This is a genomic window from Streptomyces sp. NPDC055140, assembly GCF_053607285.1.
Genome location: NZ_JBSGTG010000012.1, coordinates 30,169 through 50,057 on the forward strand (window position 1 = coordinate 30,169; position 19,889 = coordinate 50,057).

Sequence of the window (19,889 nt, forward strand, 5' to 3'; positions counted from 1 at the left end):
ACCGCGGCGGCACGGCGACGTACAGGTCGGACCACGCGACGGCGATCAGGACGGCCCGGCTGATCAGGCCGAGCGCGTCCACCCACGTCACGGACGTCGACCAGACATCGATCGCCCTCGACCTGAAGAAGTCGAAGGACAGCGTCACGGTGACCGTCCCGAACAACCGCAGTCTGGTCGAATCGGGCTGGTACATGCTGTTCGTGACGGACGATCAGGGGACGCCCAGCAAGGCGCAGTGGGTGCACGTGCCGTAGGGGCAAGCACGTAGGGGTGCGCGGCCACTGGCCCCGCACCCCCTACGGCACTCCTACTCGCTATTTGCTCCACCTGGTTGCCTTGGCAAGATCGATGGCGTACTCGGGCCACCAGGCCCCCGCCTTCGGGCCCCCCTTGCAGTCGCCGTCCGACTCCCCGGGCCGCTTGACCCACAGGTACGCCTTGACCAGGGGGTCGCCCGTCCTGGTGCCGGGCACCTCGCCCAGCGCCCTCCCGGGAGGATTGCACCAGCGCTGGTCCGGGTCGCCGCCCGTGTAGGGCCCCTTCCCGTTGCGGCTGGTGTCGATGACGAACGGCTTGTTGCCGACCTTCGCCGAGAGCTCCTTGCCGTACCTCACGGAGTCCGCGGTGGTGTAGAAGTTCGACACGTTGACCGAGAAGCCGTCGGCCTGGTCGATGCCGGACCACTGGAGCGGCTGGAAGATCTGGTCGGGCTTGCCCCAGCCGGCGTTGCCTGCGTCGAGGTAAACCGTCGTGTTCTTCAGCGACTTGAGCTTGCCGACGGCACCCTTGAGGAGGTCGTAGCGCTCCTCGTGGAACTCCTCCGGCGTGCAGTTGTCCACCATGTGCTGCACGGCGTCCGGCTCCAGGATCACCGTCGCGTGCCGGTCGCCGATGCCCTTGGCGACGCTGTCGATGAACGCCCGGTACTGGTTCCCGTCGGCCGCGCCGCCCTTGGAGAACTGGCCGCAGTCGCGGTGCGGGATGTTGTAGAGCACGAGCAGGGCGTCCCGGTCGGCCTTGTCGGCCGCCTCGGTGTAACCCCGGGCCTGGTCCTCGGCGTTCTCCGGGAGGATCCACTCGCCGCTCGGCTGCTCGGCGATCTTCCGGATCTGCTCGGCGTCGTCCTTCTTGCCGGTCTTCTCGTAGGCGGCGACCTGCTTGGCGGCGCTGCCGTCCGGGTTGACCCAGTACGGGTCGGACCCCTTCGGCTGCTGCTTCACGGGTGACGGTGAGCCGTTCTTGTCCTTGCCGTCCCCGGAGGAACATCCGGACACCAGCAGCGCCGCCCCCACGGCCGCCGCTCCCGCCCTCACCCCCCAGGCGCCGACACCGCGTACGCGGCCTGCGTCCTTGCGGTACATCCACTCCCCCTTGGGTGCCCTGTACGGCTCTCAATCCTGGCATACGGGCCGCCACGACCACGAGGGCGGACAGGGTTCGTCAAATACCTGTTACAGCCCCCGCGTTCGGTGTTCACCGGGGGTGCGAGCACATCCGGACTTGGCGTCGAACAGCCTCTAGGCCGCGTCGCCCATCCGCTCTAGAGTCGTCGTGAGCGGCACGAGCCCCGGCCTGCATCACCTCTCCGGGAGGGCAGGTCTCTCCTGACCTCCCGCGCCGACGCCGGGTTACTCCCGCAGCCCGAGCGCGCGCGGTCGAGGACCAGCCCGGCCGGCGCCTCCCCGGGGGGAGCGGGCCGCCGGCCGGGCCAGGTTGTCAGCGCGCGGGCGCGTCGGTCACGCCGGTGAGGTACGCGGACACGACGACGTTGGCGGTGTAGGTGTGCGACGCCCGGTCGAAGGAGCCGCCGCACGTGATCAGCCGCAGCTCGGCCCGGCCGGACTGCCCCTGGCCGTACGCCTTTTGCGCGTCGAACCGGTCGCGGCTGAAGACCTGCACGTCGTCGACGGTGAACTCGGCGACGGAGCCGTCGTCCCGCGCGACCCGCACCTTGTCGCCCGGCTTGGCCGAGCTGAGGTGGTAGAACACGGCGGGCCTGGTGTCCGTGTCGACGTGCCCGACGAGCAGGGCCGTGCCGCGCTCGCCCGGCTTCACGCCGCCGCCGTACCAGCCGACGACACCTGCCTGCGAGAACGGCGGCGGGTCGATCGCGCCGCGCCCGTCGAGGCCGCGGGCCGTCACCGGCGCCTCGATCTTCAGTGCGGAGACATCGATGTGCTGCGGCTCCGCGCCGGCCATCGGCTTGTGCGCGGGCGGCAGTTCGATGCCGAGGGGCCGTCCGACGGCGGCCGCGTCGCCCGTCGTGGGCGCGGACAGGCCGTGGATATCGGCGACTTCGCGGCCCCACAGCCACAGGCCGAGCAGCAGTACGGCCCAGGCCACTCCGGTCACGAGCCGCCCGTTGCCGTGCGGTCGTTCGCCGTCAGCCATGATCGGCCCCCGCTCAGCCGGAGCGGCGCCGGCGGACGCTGCGCAGGGCCACGGCGACGGCCGCGACCGCCGCGAGCACCAGGCCGAGCACCGTGTGCCGGGTGCCGGGGCCTTCCTCGCGCAGACCGTCGGTGATCTCGGTGGTGTGGGCCGCGGTGAGCTGCGCGGTACCGCCGCCGCCCGCGTGCACGGGTGCGGTGGGGACCGGCATGGGCCGGCCCTCCTGGAGGACCTGGACGCTGCCCTTGACCCTGCCGCTTACGCCGTCGCAGGTCACGTTGATCTCGTAGGTCCCGGGCGTCGCGGACGAGCGGATGCGGGCCTGGCTGGTCAGCGTGGGCTGGTCCGCGGACGGGGCGAGATCGCCGGGCGTCTCGAAGGCGTCCGAGTAGGCCCTGCCCTTGGATTCCTTGCAACCGGAGACCCTGAGGTCTACCTGGGTCCCGGGGGCGGGGGCGAACGGGGTGACGGTTATGGACCCGGTGGATCCGTCGGATCCCCCGCCTTCCGCGTGGGCGGCGGCGACGGGCAGTGTCACCAGAACGGCGGCCGCCCCTATGGCACGGAGAGCAAACATCTCTCTACGCATTGTGAACCTCCTGTATTGGAAGGGTCACGCGCGCAGGCCCGATCCGCATCCCGGGGGCGCCGGAAAAGGCCGCCCCCGGGAGCGGGATCAGACGAGTTCGACCAGGTCAGCGATGGAATTGACGACCTCGGAAGGCCGGAAGGGATAGCGGTCGACGTCGGCCCTGCCGGTGAGCCCCGTCAGGACGAGGAAGGTCTTCATCCCCGCCTCGAGGCCCGCGAGGACGTCGGTGTCCATGCGGTCGCCGATCATGGCGCTGCTCTCCGAGTGCGCCCCGATCGCGTTCAGGCCGGTGCGCATCATCAGCGGGTTCGGCTTGCCCGCGAAGTAGGGCTGCTTGCCGGTCGCCTTGGTGATCAGCGCGGCGACGGCGCCGGTGGCGGGCAGCGGGCCCTCGGTGGAGGGGCCGGTCTCGTCCGGGTTGGTGCAGATGAACCGGGCGCCGTTGTTGATCAGGCGGACGGCCTTCGTCATGGCCTCGAACGAGTAGGTGCGCGTCTCGCCGAGAACCACGTAATCGGGGTCGTGGTCGGTGAGGACGTACCCGATGTCGTGCAGCGCCGTCGTCAGACCGGCCTCGCCGATGACGTACGCCGTGCCGCCGGGGCGCTGGTCGTCGAGGAACTTGGCAGTGGCCAGGGCCGACGTCCAGATGTTCTCGACCGGCACCTCCAGGCCCATGCGGGTCAGCCGGGCCTGGAGGTCGCGGGCGGTGTAGATCGAGTTGTTCGTCAGCACCAGGAAGGGCTTGCCCGACTCGCGGAGCCTCTTGACGAAGGCATCGGCGCCGGGGATCGGCACGCCCTCGTGGATGAGCACACCGTCCATGTCGGTGAGCCACGATTCGATGGGCTTGCGCTCTGCCATGTGCCGGTCTCCTGCCATACAAGAAAACACTGGGGTCAAGAAATAGCTGGGCGCCGGGACCACTCTGTGCCGACGCCCCCAAGCCTAATCAGCACCGGCTGATCTCGACCCCGCCGAGCCTGCGGAAGCGGTCCGCAGGTCAGCTGCCCGTCGCCGACTTCCAGTCCTCCACGTACGTCTGGAGGTTCTTGTCGATGTCGTTCCAGTCGGGCTCGAAGATCTCGACGCCGTCCATCACCTTGGCGAGGGCGATGGCGTTCTCGCCGGTCGCCTTGACATCCTTGCGCGCGGAGAAGCCGCCGCCGATGGAGCTGACCTGCTGCTGCGCCTTGGTGGACAGCATGAAGTCGAGGAGCTTCTTGCCGTTCTCGCTGTGCGGGGCGTTCTTCACGAGGCCGCCGGCGTAGGGCAGGGCGAACGAGGTCGGCTTGCCACCGGCCTTCTTCGGGAACCAGATGCCGAGGTTCGGCATGGTCTTGGACTGAGCGAAGCTCATCTGCACATCGCCGTTGGCGACGAGGAGTTCGCCCTTGTCGACCTTGGGGGCGAGCTTGCCGGTGGAGGCGGACGGACCGACGTTGTTGGCCTGGAGCTTCTTCAGATAGTCCATGGCGGGCTTCTTGCCGCCGAAGTCGTGCATGGCCTTGACGACGACGGCGGTGCCGTCGCCGGCGACGCCGGGCGTGGAGTACTGGAGCTTGTTCTTGTACTTGCCGTCGAGCAGCTCGTCCCACGTGGTGGGCGCCGTCTTCAGGTCCTTCTTGTTGTAGACGAAGCCGAAGTAGTTGTTGACGACGGAGGTCCAGGTGCCGTCGGCGGCCTTGTCGGCCCCGTCGACCTGGTCGGCGCCCTGGGGCGTGTACTTCTGCAGGAGGCCCTTGCCGTCGGCCTGCTGGATGAACGGCGGGAGCGTCACGATGACGTCGGCCTGGGTGTTCGACTTCTCGCGGGCGGCGCGCTGCACCATCTCGCCGGAGCCGCCCTCGACGTACTCGACCTTGATGCCGGTCTTCTTCGTGAAGTCCTTGAAGACCTGGTCGTACCAGCCGTCGCCGTTCTCGCCCTTGAGGCCGTCCGCGCTGTACACGGTGACGGTCTTGTCGTCGGAGGCGGCGGAGCTGCCGCCGCAGGCGGAGAGGGTGGCGGCGAGGGCGATGCTTCCGGTGACGGCGGCGATCGGCTTGAGCGTGTTTCTGCGCATGGCGAGGTGAACTCCTTGCAGCGATGGGGGAATCGAGAGTCAGCGGTACGAGGCTTTGGTGCGGATCCGCGAGACGAGCAGCAGGACGAGCAGCGTCGCCGCCATGAGGATCACGGAGATCGCCGATCCGGTGAACAGGGAGCCGCGGTCGGTGATCGCGTAGATCTGCACGGGCAGCGGCATCCAGTCCGGCGGGTAGAGCATCATCGTGGCGCTCAGCTCGCCCATGGACAGGGCGAAGCAGAGTCCCGCGGCCGCGTTCAGCGACGGCAGCAGGAGGGGCAGCTTCACCTTCCACAGGACGTACGAGGGGCGGGCGCCGAGCGACGCGGCGGCCTGTTCGTACGCGGGGTCAAGTCGTACGATCGCGGCCGAAACCGACTGATAGGCGAACGCCGTGACAAGAATCGTGTGCGCCAGGATTACGATCCAGCGGGTGCCGTTGAGCACCATCGGCGGCTTGGAGAACGCGACGAGCACGGCGAGGCCGACCACGACGGACGGTACGGCGACCGGCAGCATGAACAGGGCGTCGAGCACCCTGCGGCCGCCCTTCTTGAGCGCGGCGGCCGCGAGCGCGGCCCACGTGCCGATCAGGAGGGCGAGGAGGCTCGCGCTGACGGCGGTGACCAGGCTGGTGGTGAGCGCCTGGAGGGACGCGCCGCTGGTGGCGGCCTGGTAGTGACCGCCGGTGAATCCGGTCGGAAGGGCGCTCGACCAGCTCGTGGCGAACGACGCGGCGACGATGACGAGCAGCGGCAGCGCGAAGAGAGGCAGGAAGAGGGCGAAGAACAGGACCCAGGTGGCCCACTTGCCCTTACGGCTATGCACCAGCACGGCGGCTCACCACCCGGTAGAGGCCGTAGAGGCCCACGGAGATCAGGACGTTGACGACGGCGACCACGCACGCGCCCGGGTAGTCGGACTCGAGGATCGCCTTGCTGTACACGAGCATCGGGAGCGTGGTGACGCCCTTGGCGCCGGTGAAGAGCACGATCCCGAACTCGTTGAGGCACATGACGAGGACGAGGCTGCCGCCGGCGGCGAGCGCGGGCAGCGCCTCGGGCAGGATGACCTGCCGCACGATGCGGGCGGGCCTCGCGCCCAGGGAGGACGCCACCTCCAGCTGCGCGGTCTCGATCTGCGAGAACGCGGCGAGCAGCGGCCGCATCACGAACGGCGTGAAGTACGTGATCTCGGCGAGGAGCACGCCCCACGGGGTGGTCAGGAACTGGAAGGGCCCGGAGGCGGCGCCCGTGACGTCCGTCCACAGTCCGTTGGCCATGCCCACGGATCCGTAGACGAAGAGCAGCGCGAGGGTGATCAGGAAGGACGGGAAGGAGAGGAACACGTCGATGAACTTGGCGACGGCCTTCCCGCCGGGGAACGGGACGAACGCGATGACGAGCGCGAGCGCGAACCCGAGCACGAGGCATCCGACGGTCGCCCCCAGCGCCAGCCACACCGTCGTCCCGAGTGCCTCCCGGAACGCGGACGAGGCGAAGACGTCGGCGTACGGCTCGAGGGAGGTGCCGCCGGTGTCGGGCTGTACGGACTGCTGCACGACGAGGGCGAGCGGGTAGAGGAACACGAGGGCGAGCACGGCGACGGGCGGCAGCGCCCACACCCATTTCGGCATCCCCCTGCGGGGGTTCGCCTCCTTGCTCACCGGCGTGCTCAGTGTGGCGCTAGCCATCCTTGCTCACCCCGGCCGAGAGCAGCACCGCGTCCTCGGGCGCGAAGTGCACGGTGACCTCGTCGCCGAGCGCGGGCGGGGTGCGCAGTTCGCGCAGGTCGGCCTTGAGCCGGTGCCCGTCCACGTCGACGTACAGGCGGTGGGTGGAGCCGCGCCACTGGACCTCGGACACGGAGCCGGTGAGGGCGTTGGGCCCGTCGCCGAGTCCGACGAGGTGCGGGCGCACACACAGCGTGGCGGACACCCCGGAGGCGACGTCGCCGGTGGGCACCTTCAGCCGGGCGCCGGCGAAGGACACCGACCCCGAACCCACCTGTACGGGAAGGAGGTTGGCGTTGCCCACGAAGGACGCGGTGAACTCGGTGCGGGGCCTGCGGTACAGCTCCTGCGGGGTCCCGCAGTCCTGGAGCCGCGCCTTGTCCATGACCGCGATCCGGTCGGCGAGGGTGAGTGCCTCGACCTGGTCGTGGGTGACGTAGAGGATCGACACGTCGGGCAACTCGCGGTGCAGGCGGGCGAGTTCGGCCAGCATGCCGGAGCGCAGTTGCGCGTCGAGCGCGGACAGCGGCTCGTCGAGGAGCAGGACGCCCGGGCGGATGGCGAGGGCGCGCGCGATGGCGACGCGCTGCTGCTGTCCGCCGGACAGCTCGCGCGGGTAGCGCTTCGCGTAGGAGGCCATGCCGGTCATTTCCAGGGCCTCGGTGACCCGGGCGGGGATCTCGGCCCTGGCGACCTTCTGCGCCTTCAGGCCGAAGGCGACGTTGTCCTCCACGCGCAGGTGCGGGAACAGGGCGTACTGCTGGACGACCATGCCGATGCCGCGCCGGTGGGGCGGCAGGTCCGTGACGTCGCGGTCGCCGATCAGGACGCGGCCCGACGCGGGCCGCACGAATCCGGCGACGGCGCGCAGGGCCGTCGTCTTGCCGGAGCCGGACGGGCCGAGCAGCGCCATGACCTCGCCGGGCTCGACCGTCAGGTCGAGGGAGTGGAGGACGGTGTTCGCGCCGTAGGCGACGGACACCTTGTCGAAGCGGATGCCGCTGGCCATCAGCTCTCAGCTCCCAGGCGCACGGCGGGTACGGGGTCGGTCTTCTCTCTCACGGCGGCCACGCTCCTCGGGATGGATGACCCGTACCGGTCCGCACGGCAACGGGACGGTGAACGGCCACCCAAGGTTGGCCTAGACCCGTTATGTTCCCGTTACCATCGTGAGTCAACTGCCGCCTCCGGGCGGTCAGTTGCCCAAACGCGTGGTGAACGAGAACCGGTCCCCGCGGTAAAGCGTCCGCACCCGTTCCGTGGGCCGGCCCCCCGTGTCGTACGAGACACGGTGGATGAGAAGCATCGGCAGGGCGGGCGGCGTGCCGATCAGAAGGGCCTCGCGCGGGGTGGCCAGCACGGTCTCGATGCGCTCGTCGGCGGACCCGAACTCGATCCCGAGCCGCTCGTGCACATACGTGTAGAAGGACGAGTCCGGGTCGAAGTCGACGTCCAGGCGCGGCATCCGCGCCACGGCGACATAGGTGCTCTCCAGGCCGACGCGCTCGTCGTCGGCGAGCAGCACACGCTCCATGTGCCACACCGGCTCGCCCCGCTCGACCGCGATCTCGCCGGCGAGGGCGGGCGGGCACGGGAAGCGGTCGAGGCCGATGAGCGTGCGCCCCGGGCGGCGGCCCTGGCGGCGCACGCCCTCGGTGTAACTGGCCATCGACAGCGGCTGCTCGAGCTTGGGTCCGGCCACGACCGTCGCCCGCCCCTGCCGGCGCAGGCGCCCTTCGAGCAGCAGCTCGCGCAGCGCCTGGCGCACGGTCTCGCGCGCCACTTCGAAGCGGAGCGCCAGATCCCGTTCGGTGGGCAGCGGCTCGCCCTCGCCCAGCTCGTCGAGGAGAGCGGAGACATGGGCCTTGACCGCGTAGTACTTCGGGATGCGGCCGTGCTCGGGGATGCCGGCGCGTACGGGTGCGCCAGGTGCCTGGTCGTTCGGGTAATCCACCCAGGGATGTTCGCAGACGTTTGTTAACGGGGTGTCGGAGGCGGGCCGGGAGTGCGGTGCGCGGGGCGGGCGGCGTGGCCGGAATCCGCCCCTCACCCGCGGTCGCTCCTCACCCGCGGTCGGTGCGCAGCCTCCGGGAGCCCGCCACGAGGGCCGCGCCGCCGACGAGCAGCGCGGCGGACGCGACGCCGAGTCCGCGCAGGGAGCGCGGCCCGGTCCGTGCGAGTTCGCCGGGCGTGAGGAAGCCGCCGCCGTGGTCGCCCTCGGTGCCTGTGTCTGTGTCTGTGCCTGTACCTGTACCGGGGGTGGTGCCTGTACCGGGATCTGTGCCTGTAGCGGGGCCTGGACTTGCACTGGGGCCCGCACTTTTACTGGGGCCCGCACTCTTGCTGGCGCCCGCACTTTTGCTGGGGCCCACACTTTTGCTGGGGCCCGCACTCTTGCTGGGGCCCGCACTTTTGCTGGGGCCGGCGCCTGAGTCTCTGCCGGTGGTGGTGCCGGTCCCGTCCGTGGGCCGGCCGCTCGCGGTGCCGCTGTCGCGGCCTGGCTCCAGCAGGCCGTCATCCCCTGCGCCGGGTTCGTCGCGCTGCTCGCCGGGGGGCCGTCCGGACTGCTCGCCGCCGCCGTCCTTCTCCTCGTCGGTCAGCGTGAACCGGTAGTCGCCCGACTCCCCCACCCAGTCGCCGTCGTCGTCCCGGCGCTGCACGACGGCCGCGTTGGCGACGACGCTGTTCGGCACGGCGTCTGAGGTGAAGGTGAGCCGGGCCCGGACGGTGACAGTCTTGCCCGGGCCCACCCGGAAGCCGGGGAAGCCGTCGTCGAAGACGCCGATGTTCTCGTCCCGGTCGGTCCGTTCGAAGCGGACGGGGTGGTGGCGCTTGCCGTCGGAGAACTCCAGCTGGATCTGCCGGGTCACCAGCGTCCGCTTCTTGTCGATGAGTACGAGGACGGGGTGGATGTCGGCGCACTCGACGTCGGTCTTGTTCGTCAGGTCGATGGACCAGGTCCGGAAACCGCCGCCGGGGTGGTAGGTGGTGGGGCCGCCGTGGATCCGGGTGCTGATCGGGAAGTCGGCGGGGTGCTGGGCGACACAGGTGGGCTCGCGCGGGTCGGACCCGGACCCGACCGGGTCGGCCGCGAGGGCGGGACCGCCGGTCGCCACGGAGGTCAGGGCCACGGCAGTGACGGCGAGCGGGATACGCGGTCGCATGGGGAGCCTTTGCTGATCGCGGGTCGGGAAGGGTACGGCCGCCGCGACCATGTCACGCGCGCCGCGCCCAGTACGGGACCGGCAGAGCCCCGTACGGCCCGATGCACGAGCGATTCCGCTCGATCAGCTCAGATTTCTGTCATTCCGGTTGGCCCGGAAGTGACCGTGCGCCCGGCCGAACAAGGGTGCGAGGACCAGTTGGGCTGCGCCCTCGACCACCACACTCTCCGACCCTGGCGCGCGCAGGACCGGGATCTCCACCGTGCCACCGCGCCGCGCCCGCTCCCCGAGGACGGCCCGCACCCCTTCGACGAAGCGCTCCTCGGCGGCCGCGACCGTGCGTCCGCCGAGCAGGACGAGGTCGATGTCGAGGAGGCCGACCATGTTCGCCGTGCCCTCGCCGAGCACGCGCGCGGCCTCGTCGAAGGAACCGGCGGCGACCGCCGCGAGGCACAGCGCCTCGATGCAGCCGCGATTGCCGCAGCCGCAGAGCGGGCCGTCCAGCTGGATCACCTGGTGGCCGAATTCGCCCGCTCCGGTGCGCGGCCCGCGGTAGGGCGCGCCGCCCAGGACGAGTCCGGCGCCGAGTCCCGTACCGAGGTGGAGATACGCGAACGAGTCGCCGCACCCGGCGAGCGCGAGGCCGAGCGCGGCCGCGTTGGTGTCCTTGTCCACGACCACGGGGAGCCCGAGCCGCGCCGCGAGCGCGTCCCGCAGCGGGAACCCGTCCCACTCGGGGAACCCGGTGACGCGGTGCAGCACTCCGGAGGAGTGGTCGAGGGGACCGGGCAGAGCGACGCCCACGCCGAGGACGCGGGGGGCGGGGGGTTCCGGATGTACGGGCTCCTGCGCGTCGAGGTGGCCCGGGTCACCGGCATCCGCGTCCCCGGCGCCCGCGTCCGCTCCTGCTCCTGCTCCTGCTCCTGCTCCTGCTCCTCCTCCCGCGCCCGCGCCCGCGCCCGCGCCCGCGCCCGCGCCCGCGCCCGCGCCCGCATCAGTGAGCAGGGCCTCCACCTCGCTCGCCGCCGCCTCCACCACCGCGTCGCCGCCCGCGCCGAAGGCCAGCGGGGAGCGGCGTTCGGCGACGACCGCGCCCGCGAGGTCGACCAGGACCGCCGTCAGTTCGTCGCGGTCCAGGTGCAGCCCGACCGCGTACCCCGCGTCCGGCACGAGGCGCAGGACGGTGCGCGGCTTGCCGCCCGTCGAGGCGCGCCGGCCGGTGTCCGTGACCAGGCCCTGTTCCCTGAGCCGCGCCGTGATCTTGCTGACGCCCTGCGGGGTGAGCCCGGTGCGCTCGGCCAGTTCGAGCCTGCTGATGCCCTCGTCACCCGCCGTGCGCAGCAGATCGAGTACGAGTGCGGCGTTATGGCCTCGCAGCACCGCCAGATTGACCCCGGAGTAAGCCCTGTTCACTCCCCCATTGTCCTCTCCGCTTGCACTTTGGCAACACCGTTGCTTAAGTGGATGCATGACTGAAGGCATGACATCAGGTTCGGCTGGGACCACCGGCTCCCCCCTCCGCGTCGGTCTCGTCGGCTACGGCCTGGCGGGCTCCGTCTTCCACGCCCCGCTGATCGCCGCGACCGACGGCCTCGTGCTCGACACGGTCGTCACCTCGAACCCGGAGCGCCAGGCGCAGGCCCGCGCCTCCTTCGGTGACGGCATCCGCTGCGCGGCCACCCCCGACGAGCTGTGGGCGCGGGCCGACGAGCTCGACCTGATCGTCATCGCCTCCCCGAACAAGACGCACGTACCGATCGCGACGGCCGCCCTCAAGGCGGGCCTCCCGGTCGTCGTCGACAAGCCCATCGCCGGCACCGCGGCCGAGGCGCGCGAGCTCGCGGCCCTCGCCGAGGAGCGCGGCCTGCTGCTCTCGGTCTTCCAGAACCGCCGCTGGGACAACGACTTCCTCACGCTGCAGAACCTCGTCGCGGACGGCGAGCTCGGCGACGTCTGGCGCTTCGAGTCGCGCTTCGAGCGCTGGCGGCCGCAGCCCAAGGGCGGCTGGCGTGAGTCCGGCGACCCGGAAGAGATCGGAGGTCTCCTCTACGATCTCGGCAGCCACGTCGTCGACCAGGCCCTCGTCCTGTTCGGCCCCGCCGTCTCGGTCTACGCGGAGTCCGACGTGCGGCGCGCGGGCGCGGCGGCCGACGACGACACGTTCATCGCGATCACGCACGCCAACGGCGTCCGCTCCCACCTGTACGTCTCCGCGACCACGGCCCAGCTCGGCCCGCGCTTCCGCGTCCTCGGCTCGCAGGCCGGCTACGTGAAGTACGGCCTCGACCCGCAGGAGGCGGTGCTGCGCGAGGGCACGATCCCGGCGGCCGGCGAGCCCTGGGGCGTGGAGCCCGAGTCGATGTGGGGCCGGATCGGTTCCGGTGAGTCGCCGCTGACCGGCGGCGGCCGTGCCGTCGAGACGCTCCCCGGCGCCTACCCCGCGTACTACGCGGCCGTCGCCGCCGCCCTGCGCGGCACCGGCGAGAACCCGGTCACCGCCGAGCAGGCCGCGGCCGCGCTCGACGTCCTGGAGGCGGCCCGCCGCTCGGCCCGCGACGGTGTGACGGTGGCCCTGTGAGCACGCCGACGGTCGAGGAGATAGAGGAGCAGGAACGGCGCCTGGTCCTGCCGAAGTTCACTTACGAGGACGCCTGGGAGCTGGGCTCGCTGCTCGTCGAGCTGGCCAGGGAGCGCAAGGCGCCGGTGGCGATCGACATCACGCGCGGCGGCCAGCAGCTCTTCCACGCGGCGCTGCCGGGATCGACCCCGGACAACGACGCCTGGATCGCCCGCAAGCGCCGCGTCGTGGAGCGCTACGCCTGCTCGTCGCTGCTGGTCGGTACCCGTTTCCGGGCGAAGGGCACGACGTTCGAGGACTCGTCCAGGCTCGACCCGGACACGTACGCGGCGCACGGCGGCGCATTCCCGCTCGCCGTCGAGGGCGCGGGAGTCATCGGAGCGGTGGTGGTCTCCGGCCTCCCCCAGCTGGAGGACCACGCACTGGTGGTCAAGGCCCTGGACCTCTTCATCACGGGCTAGACGCACGCCCCGTGAGGGGCGCGGGGAACTGCGCGACCAGCCACAACGGACCGGCGACCGACAAACCGGCCACCGGCCCCCGCGGTTCCCCCGCCCCCGCGCGGAGCGCTACGCGTCCTTGAGTTCCTGGCGCTGACGCCCCAGACCCTCGATCTCCAGCTCCACCACGTCCCCGGCCCGCAGATACGGCTTCGGCTCGGGCTGCCCCATCGCCACACCCGCCGGCGTCCCCGTGTTGATCACGTCGCCCGGGTACAGGGTCATGAACTGGCTGACGTACCGGACCACCTCGGCGACCGGGAAGATCTGGTCGGCCGTGGAGCCGTTCTGCTTCAGCTCGCCGTTCACCCACAGTTTCAGGCCGAGCGCCTGCGGGTCCGCGACCTCGTCCGCCGTCACGAGCCAGGGGCCGAGCGGGTTGAACGTCTCGCAGTTCTTGCCCTTGTCCCAGGTGCCGCCGCGCTCGATCTGGAACTCGCGCTCGGACACGTCGTGCGCCACCGCGTACCCGGCGACGTGCGCGAGGGCCTCCTCGTGCGACTCCAGGTAGCGCGCCGTACGCCCGATGACGATCGCCAGCTCGACCTCCCAGTCCGTCTTCACGGACTTGCGCGGTACGAGCACGGTGTCGTCGGGGCCGACCACCGTGTCCGCCGCCTTGAAGAAGACGACGGGCTCCGACGGCGGCTCGGCGCCGGTCTCGGCGGCGTGGTCGTGGTAGTTCAGGCCGATGCACACGACCTTGCCGATCCGCGCGACCGGCGGGCCGACCCGCAGGCCGTCCGCGTCGAGCACGGGCAGCTCACCGGACTCGGCGGCGGCCCGTACTCGCCCCAGCGCCGCGTCGTCGGCGAGCAGCTCCCCGTCGATGTCGGGGACGACTCCGCCCAGGTCACGCAGGACACCTTCGGCATCGAGCAGGGCCGGGCGCTCCGCCCCGGCGGTACCGACTCGCAGCAGCTTCATGGTTGAGACTCCTTGATCGAGGAGGGACCCCTCGACGGGTGCAGCCATCGGAGGACTGGTCGATCGTCCAAGGTCCTTGTCCAGTCCGCAATACCTCGTTCACGGACTGGACCTTTACGCGGCAGTAGCAAGCGCCGCGGCGGAGGGCATGTCGCGGTAGAGGACGGCCCGCTCGACGGCGCTCCACGTCGTGCTCGTCACCACGTACAGGGCGGCGGCGAGCGGCACGAAGCCCACCGTGAACAGCGTCATGAACGACATCAGCGGCATGATCTTCGTCATCGAGGCCATCGCGCCCGCGCCCGGCGCCTGCGGCCCGTCCGCGGTGGCCGGCAGCATCGGCTGGGCGGCCATCTGACGCTTCGTACGGGCGTAGTTGAAGCTCGCCACCGTCGCGACGATCGCGAACAGGACCAGATAGACGACGCCCTGCGCGCCGAAGAGGCCACCGTCCGCGAGCGCGTCCTTGAAGCGCCCGCCCAGCGGCGCGGCACCGAGGGTGTGGCCGAGCAGGGCGTTGGGCTCGCCGCCGATGCTGCCGTTCGAGAACAGGTGGTAGAGCAGGAAGAACGCGGGGATCTGGAAGAGGCTCGGCAGGCAGCCGGACAGCGGCGAGACCTTCTCCTCCTTGTGCAGCTCCATGATCGCCTTCTGGAGCTTCTCGGGGCTCTTCTTGTGCTTCTTGCGCAGCTCGGCGATGCGCGGCTGGAGCTTGGCGCGCTGGCGCTGCCCGCGGGCCGAGGCACGGGACAGGGGGTGCACGAGAAGGCGTACGAACGCGGTGAACAGGACGATCGCCGCCGCGGTCGCCGAGGCGTGGAAGATCGGGTCGAGCAGGTCGGCGATGTGCTCGACCAGGCTGGCGAAGACAGACATGAACGTCGACATGGGTGAGCCCTCCGGGGGTCCCGTCGTGCCGGAATCGGAAGGCCGCCGGGAAGGGCGGCCGATCGGCGTGACGACCCGTAGGGGGACTGCGGGTGGAGCGGGTCCCCTACGCGGCCGTCAGGAGGGGACGGCCGGGTGCTCGGGGGCGGCTGCGCCCGCGGGCGTCCGGATCGCGCTGCGGCAGGAACGCGGTGCGTTGCTCACGGTCGCGCATCGCGGTGCGGACCCGGGTGCGGGGCACGGCGGGGGCGCTGCGCGCGGCGAGGAGGGAGCAGACGGCGAGTGCGGAGCCCGCGGCGGCGGTCGCGGCGAACGCGACGGCGGCGGTGAGGCTGCCGGTGTCGACGAGAACGGTCTCGACGAGGAGGAACAGGAGCAGGGCGGCGGGCCTCAGGGCTGTGGCCCAGGTGCGCGTCATGTCCGGCGTCCCTCCTTCCCGCTGTTCGGTCCGTGCCCACGTGCTGTGGCGTTCTGCCCGTTATACAGGATGCGCCCCGATCGGATGAAGGGGCGCCTTCTCGGCCACCCGCTCACCGCGGCCGCATCGACCGCAGTTTCCCCCACACCGCGAGCCGGTACCTGGACGTGTACTCGGGCGTGCACGTGGTGAGCGTGATGTAGTACCCCGGCTCGCTGTACCCGGCACCCCGCACGACCTCGCTGCGCGGCACACCCGCGATGACACCGCCGTCGCGCGCGGAGGTCTGCGCGAGGGTCTTGTCGACGACGTACGTGTACACGGCGCCGCGGGTACGGACCTGGACCTCGTCGCCCTTGCGCAGCCGGTTGATGTACCGGAAGGGCTCCCCATGGGTGTTGCGGTGCCCGGCGAGCGCGAAGTTCCCGGGCCTGCCGGGCTGGGCGGTGGCGGGGTAGTGGCCGACGTAGCCCTTGTTGAGGACGTTCTGCTTCCCGACGCCCTCGGCGACGGGGACGGTGAGGCCGAGGCGGGGGATGGTGAGGACGGCGTAGGCCTGGTCCCAGCGGGGCGTTTCCCGGGAGGCGGAGGTGGAGTCGGCGGATGTCCGGGCCCCGGACCCGCTCCCGGCCCCCTCGCCGCCCGACGAGCCGCCCGGGGTGGCGTCACCGGCCGGATCCGAGGCGCCTCCCTCGCCCCCGTCACCCCGCCCGTCCGAGGGGGTGGCCGCCCACTCGTGCTCCAGCGCCCGCACCTTGCGCTCGGCACCGGCTCTGGCCTCGCGGTTCGTCCACCACAGCTGATGGACGACGAGAAGAAGAAGGACGACTCCGAGGGTGACGGTGACCTCGGCACCGGTCCACAGGGTGCGACGCAGGGCCGAGGGGCGGGGCCCCTGCGGGCGGCCCAGGGCCGAGGGGCGGCGACCGAACGCACGGCGTCCCGCGCGCAGGGTCGAAAGGGGCCACCCGGACGCACGGCGTCCCGCGCGCGGCCCCTGCCGCACGACGACCGGCTGACGCTCCCGCTCCCGTTCCCGATCCCGACCCCGGTCCCGTTCGCGATCCCGTCGCCACTCCCGCTTCCGCTCGCGCACGGCCGCAAGATAGGCCCTGCCTCCGCAACTCACCAGTGAACTGACCGGCCGGCTGTCTGTGGGACCGGCCGGCCGGACCCTGCACGCGACGACTCCTCCCCACCCCGACCGCCCGACCGGCCCGCCCCTAAGCTCACGCCCCATGGGTCCCCTCTGGCTGCTCGCGCTGATCCCCTTCGTCTCAGGCCTCGTCCTGACCACCTCGCAGGTGCTGCAACTCATCACCGAGACGCTCCGGCGCAGCACCGGCACGGTCGTCGACGCGACGGTGACGGGCCATGTCGCGTCGAACGAGGCGTCGTACGCGGTGCTGCACCCGGTGGTCAGCTGGACGGCGCCCGACGGCACGGCACACGAACAGGCGCTGCCCGACGAGGTGGGCCCCCACGCGCTCCCCGAGGGCCGCCGCGTACGCATACGCGTCGACCCGGCGCACCCCGCGCTGGCGGCCCTGGACACCGACGGCCGCTACCGCTCGTGCGTGGCCTGGCTGTGGACGGGGATGGTCCTGTGGGCGGGCACGCTGACGGTGGTGGTCTGGCGCATGGCGTACGTATTGAACGAAAGCAACGGCTACGCGAGCCTGTGGTGACCTGGCGCCGGTGACGGTGGTCGGCAGTACGGTGTCACCCATGCGCCCCGACACGCCTGCTACGCCCGCCGAGCCTGTAGACCCTGTCAACCACATCGCCGAAGCCGAGCGCCTGGAGCGCATCGCCGGCCTGTACCCGGAGGACGCCGAGCAGCTGCTCCTCCAGGCCGCGGCGCACTACGAACTGGCGGACGCCCGCCAACGCGCGGCCTCGCTGTACGACGGCCTCCTCGCCGGACCGCCGCCCGAGCTGGAGCAGCCGCACCTGGTGAAGGCCCTGATGGCCGCGAACCTGTGGGAGTACGGCCATGAGGCGGAGGCCCGCGCGATCATCACGGGCATCCGGACGGCGGCCCCCAAGGACCCGGCCGCATACGTGATCGTGGCGGAGGCCCTGGAGTCGCACGACGAACTGGAAGCGGCGCACGAGTCCTTCACGGAGGCCCTGACGCTGCTCCTGCCGGAGGCGGAGCGCGCGAACCCGCCGTACGAGACGCACTCGCTGCTCCTGGGCCGCCACCGCGTACGCCGCCTGATCGGCGCGGAGCATGACGAGTGGGACGCGCTCGCCGACCGCATCAACAAGGCCGAGGTGACCCTGGACGAACTCCACGACCCGAACCGGACGTGGGCGCTCGGCTCGGACAACCCGGCGGAGCTGAGGGCCGAAATCCTGCGCCTGCGAGCGGAGTTGGGCTCGTACCGGCAGGCACTGTCCCGCCCGTTCCCGGTGGCGGTGCTCCACTGGCCGTCGACAGAGCTGACGGAACTGCTGACCGCGTACCCCTCCCTCTCCGCCGAATACCCGTCCCACGAAGAGCACTTGTCGACCATAGAGTCCTCCCTCCGCGAACTCTCGGCCTCGGGCACACCGAACCTCGGCATCGTCGCGGGCACGATCCCGTCATACGAGGCGTTCGCGGCGTCGGAGTCCTCGTCCCCCACAGACGCGTCGCTGCTACCGCAGTACGCCACCACACTCGCGGCCCGAGGCCGGGCGATCCCGTGGCCCCCGGAGCGGGGCGCGGAGTGCTGGTGCGGGTCGGGGCGGGGGTATGGGGAGTGTCATGGGGTGAATGAGAACTGACCTGACTGCGGACTGAGGGGAGTTGGGCGGTCCGGGTCTTCGCGAAGGCAGGCGGAAGGGCGGGAACTGGACCTCCGCCGGGGGGATTCCGCCAGTCTTCGGACCCTCGCCACACTATGTCCGACCTTTGCAGTACCGTCACACTTACCGATTCAGCTGTCGGGCTGCTTCGTCCCCCCACGCAGGCCCCGACCTGTGTGCACGAGGATGAACATGCCCTACGAATCCGGTGCTGCGTGGCAGTACGACGTACCCACGACGGGCAGCACACACCTGCCGCCGGACTCCGGTTACGGCAAGGCCCTGTCCAATCAGGGTTACGGCTTCGAGGTCGCCGTCGCCGACCTGATCGACAACTCGATCGACGCGAAGGCCGACCAGATCGTCGTGCACTTCCTGCGCGACGCCGACCGCATCCTGACGCTCCTCATCATCGACAACGGCCGGGGCATGGACGACGACGCCCTCGACGGAGCGATGACCGTGGGCCGGCGGCGCGAGTACGGCGAGGACGCCCTCGGCATGTACGGCACGGGACTGAAGGCGGCGTCCCTGTCCCACGCGTCCTCGCTCACCGTGGTCAGCCGCACCCGGCGCAGCCGCGCCGCCGGCCGCCGCCTCACCGCCGAGGGGGTCGAGGACGGCTTCCGCTGCGACACCGTCGACCCGCGTTACGCACAGGACCTCGTCGACCGCTACGACGGAATCATCGAGTGGCAGGGCACGGTGGTGCGCTGGGACCAGGTGCGCGCGTTCGAGACGGTCGCGCGCGGCCAGAGCGACCAGTTCCTCTCGAAGGCGATATCCCGGCTGGAGACCCATCTCGGCCTGTACCTGCACCGGTTCCTTCAGCGCGGCCTGAAGCTGGACATCGCGGTGTGGGACGTGGGCAGCGCGGGGAGCGGCCTCGGCGAGGAGCTCGACCACATCGCGGTGGAGGCCCTGGATCCGTTCGGCTACAAGGTGCCGGGGCGCAAGGGCTATCCGCGGAAGTTCTCGGCCCCGGTGGAGGGGGTCGGCGAGGTCGGACTCACCACGCACATCTGGCCGGCGAAGTCGAAGCAGGCGGGATTCCGCCAGATCGGGGCGCTCGCCGAGCGGCAGGGTTTCTACTTCTACCGCAACGACCGCCTCGTACAGGCGGGCGGCTGGAACGGCCTGCGCAACCCGGAGAGTCACCTCGTCCTGGCGCGCGTGGCGGTCGACCTGCCCGCCGGCACCAACAACGTGTTCAGCCTCGACGTGAAGAAGGAAGGCGTCACCGTGACGCCCGCATTCACGCTGGGCGTGGAGAAGGCGCTCGACCCGGCCGGCACCACATTCCCCACGTACCAGGCCGACGCGGAGGCGGCCTACCGGGACGGCGCCAAGCGGTCCGAGATCGTACGCAAGCCCGTGACGCCGCCGGGCAAGGGTCTCGACCCCAGGGTCAAGCGGGTCGTGAGGGAGGAACTCCCGGAGAAGCCGGGCGAGGACCCCATCGAGTTCACCTGGCGCACGCTCCCCGACGACCGCTTCTTCGAGCTGGACCGGGAGACGAACGTCATCGTCCTGAACAAGACGTTCCGCGACGACTTCAACGACGGCCGCCGCGGCGGCGCGAACGACGCCCCGGTCACCAAGACTCTCCTGTACCTGCTCCTGGAGGACTGCTTCGGCCTCGGCCGCTGGGAGAAGACGCGGCAGGACCGGATCGACTACTGGAACACGATCCTGCTGGCGTCGGTGGGCGCGCAGCGGGAGAGGCGGGTGCGGGGCGAGACGGCCTGAGGGCCCCTCCCCCCTTCCTCCTCTCCTCCTCTTCCCGCCTCGCCCGACACCGTCCCCGCGCCTACCGACCGCAGAAGGGCCGC

General features: G+C 71.1%; 21 protein-coding genes. 6 read left to right on the forward strand and 15 right to left on the reverse strand.

Annotated elements, in window-relative coordinates; genetic code table 11:
- On the forward strand, positions 1-257 hold a 257-nt coding region (locus tag ACWFR4_RS22920), incomplete at its 5' end, for a galactose oxidase early set domain-containing protein (RefSeq protein WP_453654225.1).
- Positions 258-317: 60 nt separating this feature from the next.
- On the opposite strand, the gene ACWFR4_RS22925 is transcribed toward ACWFR4_RS22920, so the two are convergent.
- The 11 genes from ACWFR4_RS22925 to ACWFR4_RS22975 form a co-directional block, all read right to left on the reverse strand.
- Positions 318-1,364, reverse strand: coding sequence for a glycoside hydrolase family 6 protein (locus tag ACWFR4_RS22925; RefSeq protein ID WP_453654227.1), 1,047 nt, complete (start codon positions 1,362-1,364; stop codon positions 318-320).
- A gap of 355 nt (positions 1,365-1,719) precedes the next feature.
- A complete protein-coding gene (locus ACWFR4_RS22930) occupies positions 1,720-2,394 on the reverse strand; it encodes a class F sortase (RefSeq protein WP_453457087.1) in 675 nt (224 codons plus the stop codon).
- A gap of 13 nt (positions 2,395-2,407) precedes the next feature.
- On the reverse strand, positions 2,408-2,971 hold the full coding sequence (locus ACWFR4_RS22935) for a hypothetical protein (protein WP_453457090.1): 564 nt from the start codon (positions 2,969-2,971) through the stop codon (positions 2,408-2,410).
- Positions 2,972-3,070: 99 nt separating this feature from the next.
- Positions 3,071-3,850 (reverse strand): HAD-IIA family hydrolase, encoded by a 780-nt coding sequence (locus ACWFR4_RS22940; protein ID WP_453457092.1) that lies wholly within the window; start codon positions 3,848-3,850, stop codon positions 3,071-3,073.
- Between the two features lie 139 nt (positions 3,851-3,989).
- Positions 3,990-5,051, reverse strand: coding sequence for a 2-aminoethylphosphonate ABC transporter substrate-binding protein (locus tag ACWFR4_RS22945; RefSeq protein WP_453457095.1), 1,062 nt, complete (start codon positions 5,049-5,051; stop codon positions 3,990-3,992).
- 39 nt (positions 5,052-5,090) lie between these two features.
- The gene (locus ACWFR4_RS22950; RefSeq protein WP_453457098.1) at positions 5,091-5,888 is read right to left on the reverse strand and encodes an ABC transporter permease; all 798 of its coding nucleotides are present in this window, start codon (positions 5,886-5,888) and stop codon (positions 5,091-5,093) included.
- On the reverse strand, positions 5,875-6,747 hold the full coding sequence (locus tag ACWFR4_RS22955) for a 2-aminoethylphosphonate ABC transporter permease subunit (RefSeq protein ID WP_453457100.1): 873 nt from the start codon (positions 6,745-6,747) through the stop codon (positions 5,875-5,877). The genes ACWFR4_RS22950 and ACWFR4_RS22955 overlap by 14 nt, the downstream gene beginning before the upstream one ends.
- Positions 6,740-7,795, reverse strand: coding sequence for an ABC transporter ATP-binding protein (locus tag ACWFR4_RS22960; protein WP_453457102.1), 1,056 nt, complete (start codon positions 7,793-7,795; stop codon positions 6,740-6,742). The genes ACWFR4_RS22955 and ACWFR4_RS22960 overlap by 8 nt, the downstream gene beginning before the upstream one ends.
- A 186-nt stretch (positions 7,796-7,981) precedes the next feature.
- Positions 7,982-8,740, reverse strand: a complete 759-nt coding sequence (locus ACWFR4_RS22965) for a GntR family transcriptional regulator (RefSeq protein WP_453654229.1) — start codon at positions 8,738-8,740, stop codon at positions 7,982-7,984.
- 109 nt (positions 8,741-8,849) lie between these two features.
- Positions 8,850-9,950: a hypothetical protein gene (locus tag ACWFR4_RS22970; RefSeq protein WP_453654231.1), complete on the reverse strand. Its 1,101-nt coding sequence runs from the start codon at positions 9,948-9,950 to the stop codon at positions 8,850-8,852.
- A 123-nt stretch (positions 9,951-10,073) separates the two neighbouring features.
- Entirely contained in the window at positions 10,074-11,432 is a 1,359-nt protein-coding gene (locus tag ACWFR4_RS22975) for an ROK family transcriptional regulator (RefSeq protein WP_453654233.1), read from the reverse strand.
- Here ACWFR4_RS22975 and ACWFR4_RS22980 point away from each other — a divergent pair.
- Together ACWFR4_RS22980 and ACWFR4_RS22985 are read left to right on the forward strand one after the other, a co-directional pair.
- Entirely contained in the window at positions 11,419-12,528 is a 1,110-nt protein-coding gene (locus tag ACWFR4_RS22980; protein ID WP_453457111.1) for a Gfo/Idh/MocA family oxidoreductase, read from the forward strand. The two genes, ACWFR4_RS22975 and ACWFR4_RS22980, sit on opposite strands and share 14 nt — an antisense overlap.
- Positions 12,525-12,989 carry a heme-degrading domain-containing protein gene (locus tag ACWFR4_RS22985; protein WP_453654235.1) on the forward strand — a complete coding sequence of 155 codons (465 nt, stop codon included), beginning with the start codon at positions 12,525-12,527 and terminating at the stop codon, positions 12,987-12,989. The genes ACWFR4_RS22980 and ACWFR4_RS22985 overlap by 4 nt, the downstream gene beginning before the upstream one ends.
- A 108-nt stretch (positions 12,990-13,097) precedes the next feature.
- On the opposite strand, the gene ACWFR4_RS22990 is transcribed toward ACWFR4_RS22985, so the two are convergent.
- The 4 genes from ACWFR4_RS22990 to ACWFR4_RS23005 all read right to left on the reverse strand — a co-directional run bounded on the left by ACWFR4_RS22990 (position 13,098) and on the right by ACWFR4_RS23005 (position 16,171).
- Positions 13,098-13,955 (reverse strand): fumarylacetoacetate hydrolase family protein, encoded by an 858-nt coding sequence (locus tag ACWFR4_RS22990; protein WP_329435043.1) that lies wholly within the window; start codon positions 13,953-13,955, stop codon positions 13,098-13,100.
- A gap of 114 nt (positions 13,956-14,069) precedes the next feature.
- Positions 14,070-14,843: a YidC/Oxa1 family membrane protein insertase gene (locus ACWFR4_RS22995; protein WP_453457117.1), complete on the reverse strand. Its 774-nt coding sequence runs from the start codon at positions 14,841-14,843 to the stop codon at positions 14,070-14,072.
- Positions 14,844-14,949: 106 nt separating this feature from the next.
- Positions 14,950-15,261, reverse strand: a complete 312-nt coding sequence (locus ACWFR4_RS23000; protein WP_453457120.1) for a DUF6412 domain-containing protein — start codon at positions 15,259-15,261, stop codon at positions 14,950-14,952.
- Between the two features lie 112 nt (positions 15,262-15,373).
- A complete protein-coding gene (locus ACWFR4_RS23005) occupies positions 15,374-16,171 on the reverse strand; it encodes a class E sortase (protein ID WP_453654400.1) in 798 nt (265 codons plus the stop codon).
- A gap of 328 nt (positions 16,172-16,499) precedes the next feature.
- Here ACWFR4_RS23005 and ACWFR4_RS23010 point away from each other — a divergent pair, with 328 nt between their 5' ends.
- The 3 genes from ACWFR4_RS23010 (at position 16,500) to ACWFR4_RS23020 (ending at position 19,806) form a co-directional block, all read left to right on the forward strand.
- Complete coding sequence (locus ACWFR4_RS23010; RefSeq protein WP_453457123.1) at positions 16,500-16,949, forward strand: DUF3592 domain-containing protein; 450 nt, start codon at positions 16,500-16,502, stop codon at positions 16,947-16,949.
- Positions 16,950-16,989: 40 nt separating this feature from the next.
- Positions 16,990-18,036 carry an SEC-C metal-binding domain-containing protein gene (locus ACWFR4_RS23015; protein ID WP_453654237.1) on the forward strand — a complete coding sequence of 349 codons (1,047 nt, stop codon included), beginning with the start codon at positions 16,990-16,992 and terminating at the stop codon, positions 18,034-18,036.
- 213 nt (positions 18,037-18,249) lie between these two features.
- Positions 18,250-19,806 carry an ATP-binding protein gene (locus tag ACWFR4_RS23020; protein ID WP_453654239.1) on the forward strand — a complete coding sequence of 519 codons (1,557 nt, stop codon included), beginning with the start codon at positions 18,250-18,252 and terminating at the stop codon, positions 19,804-19,806.
- Positions 19,807-19,889 lie beyond the last annotated feature (83 nt).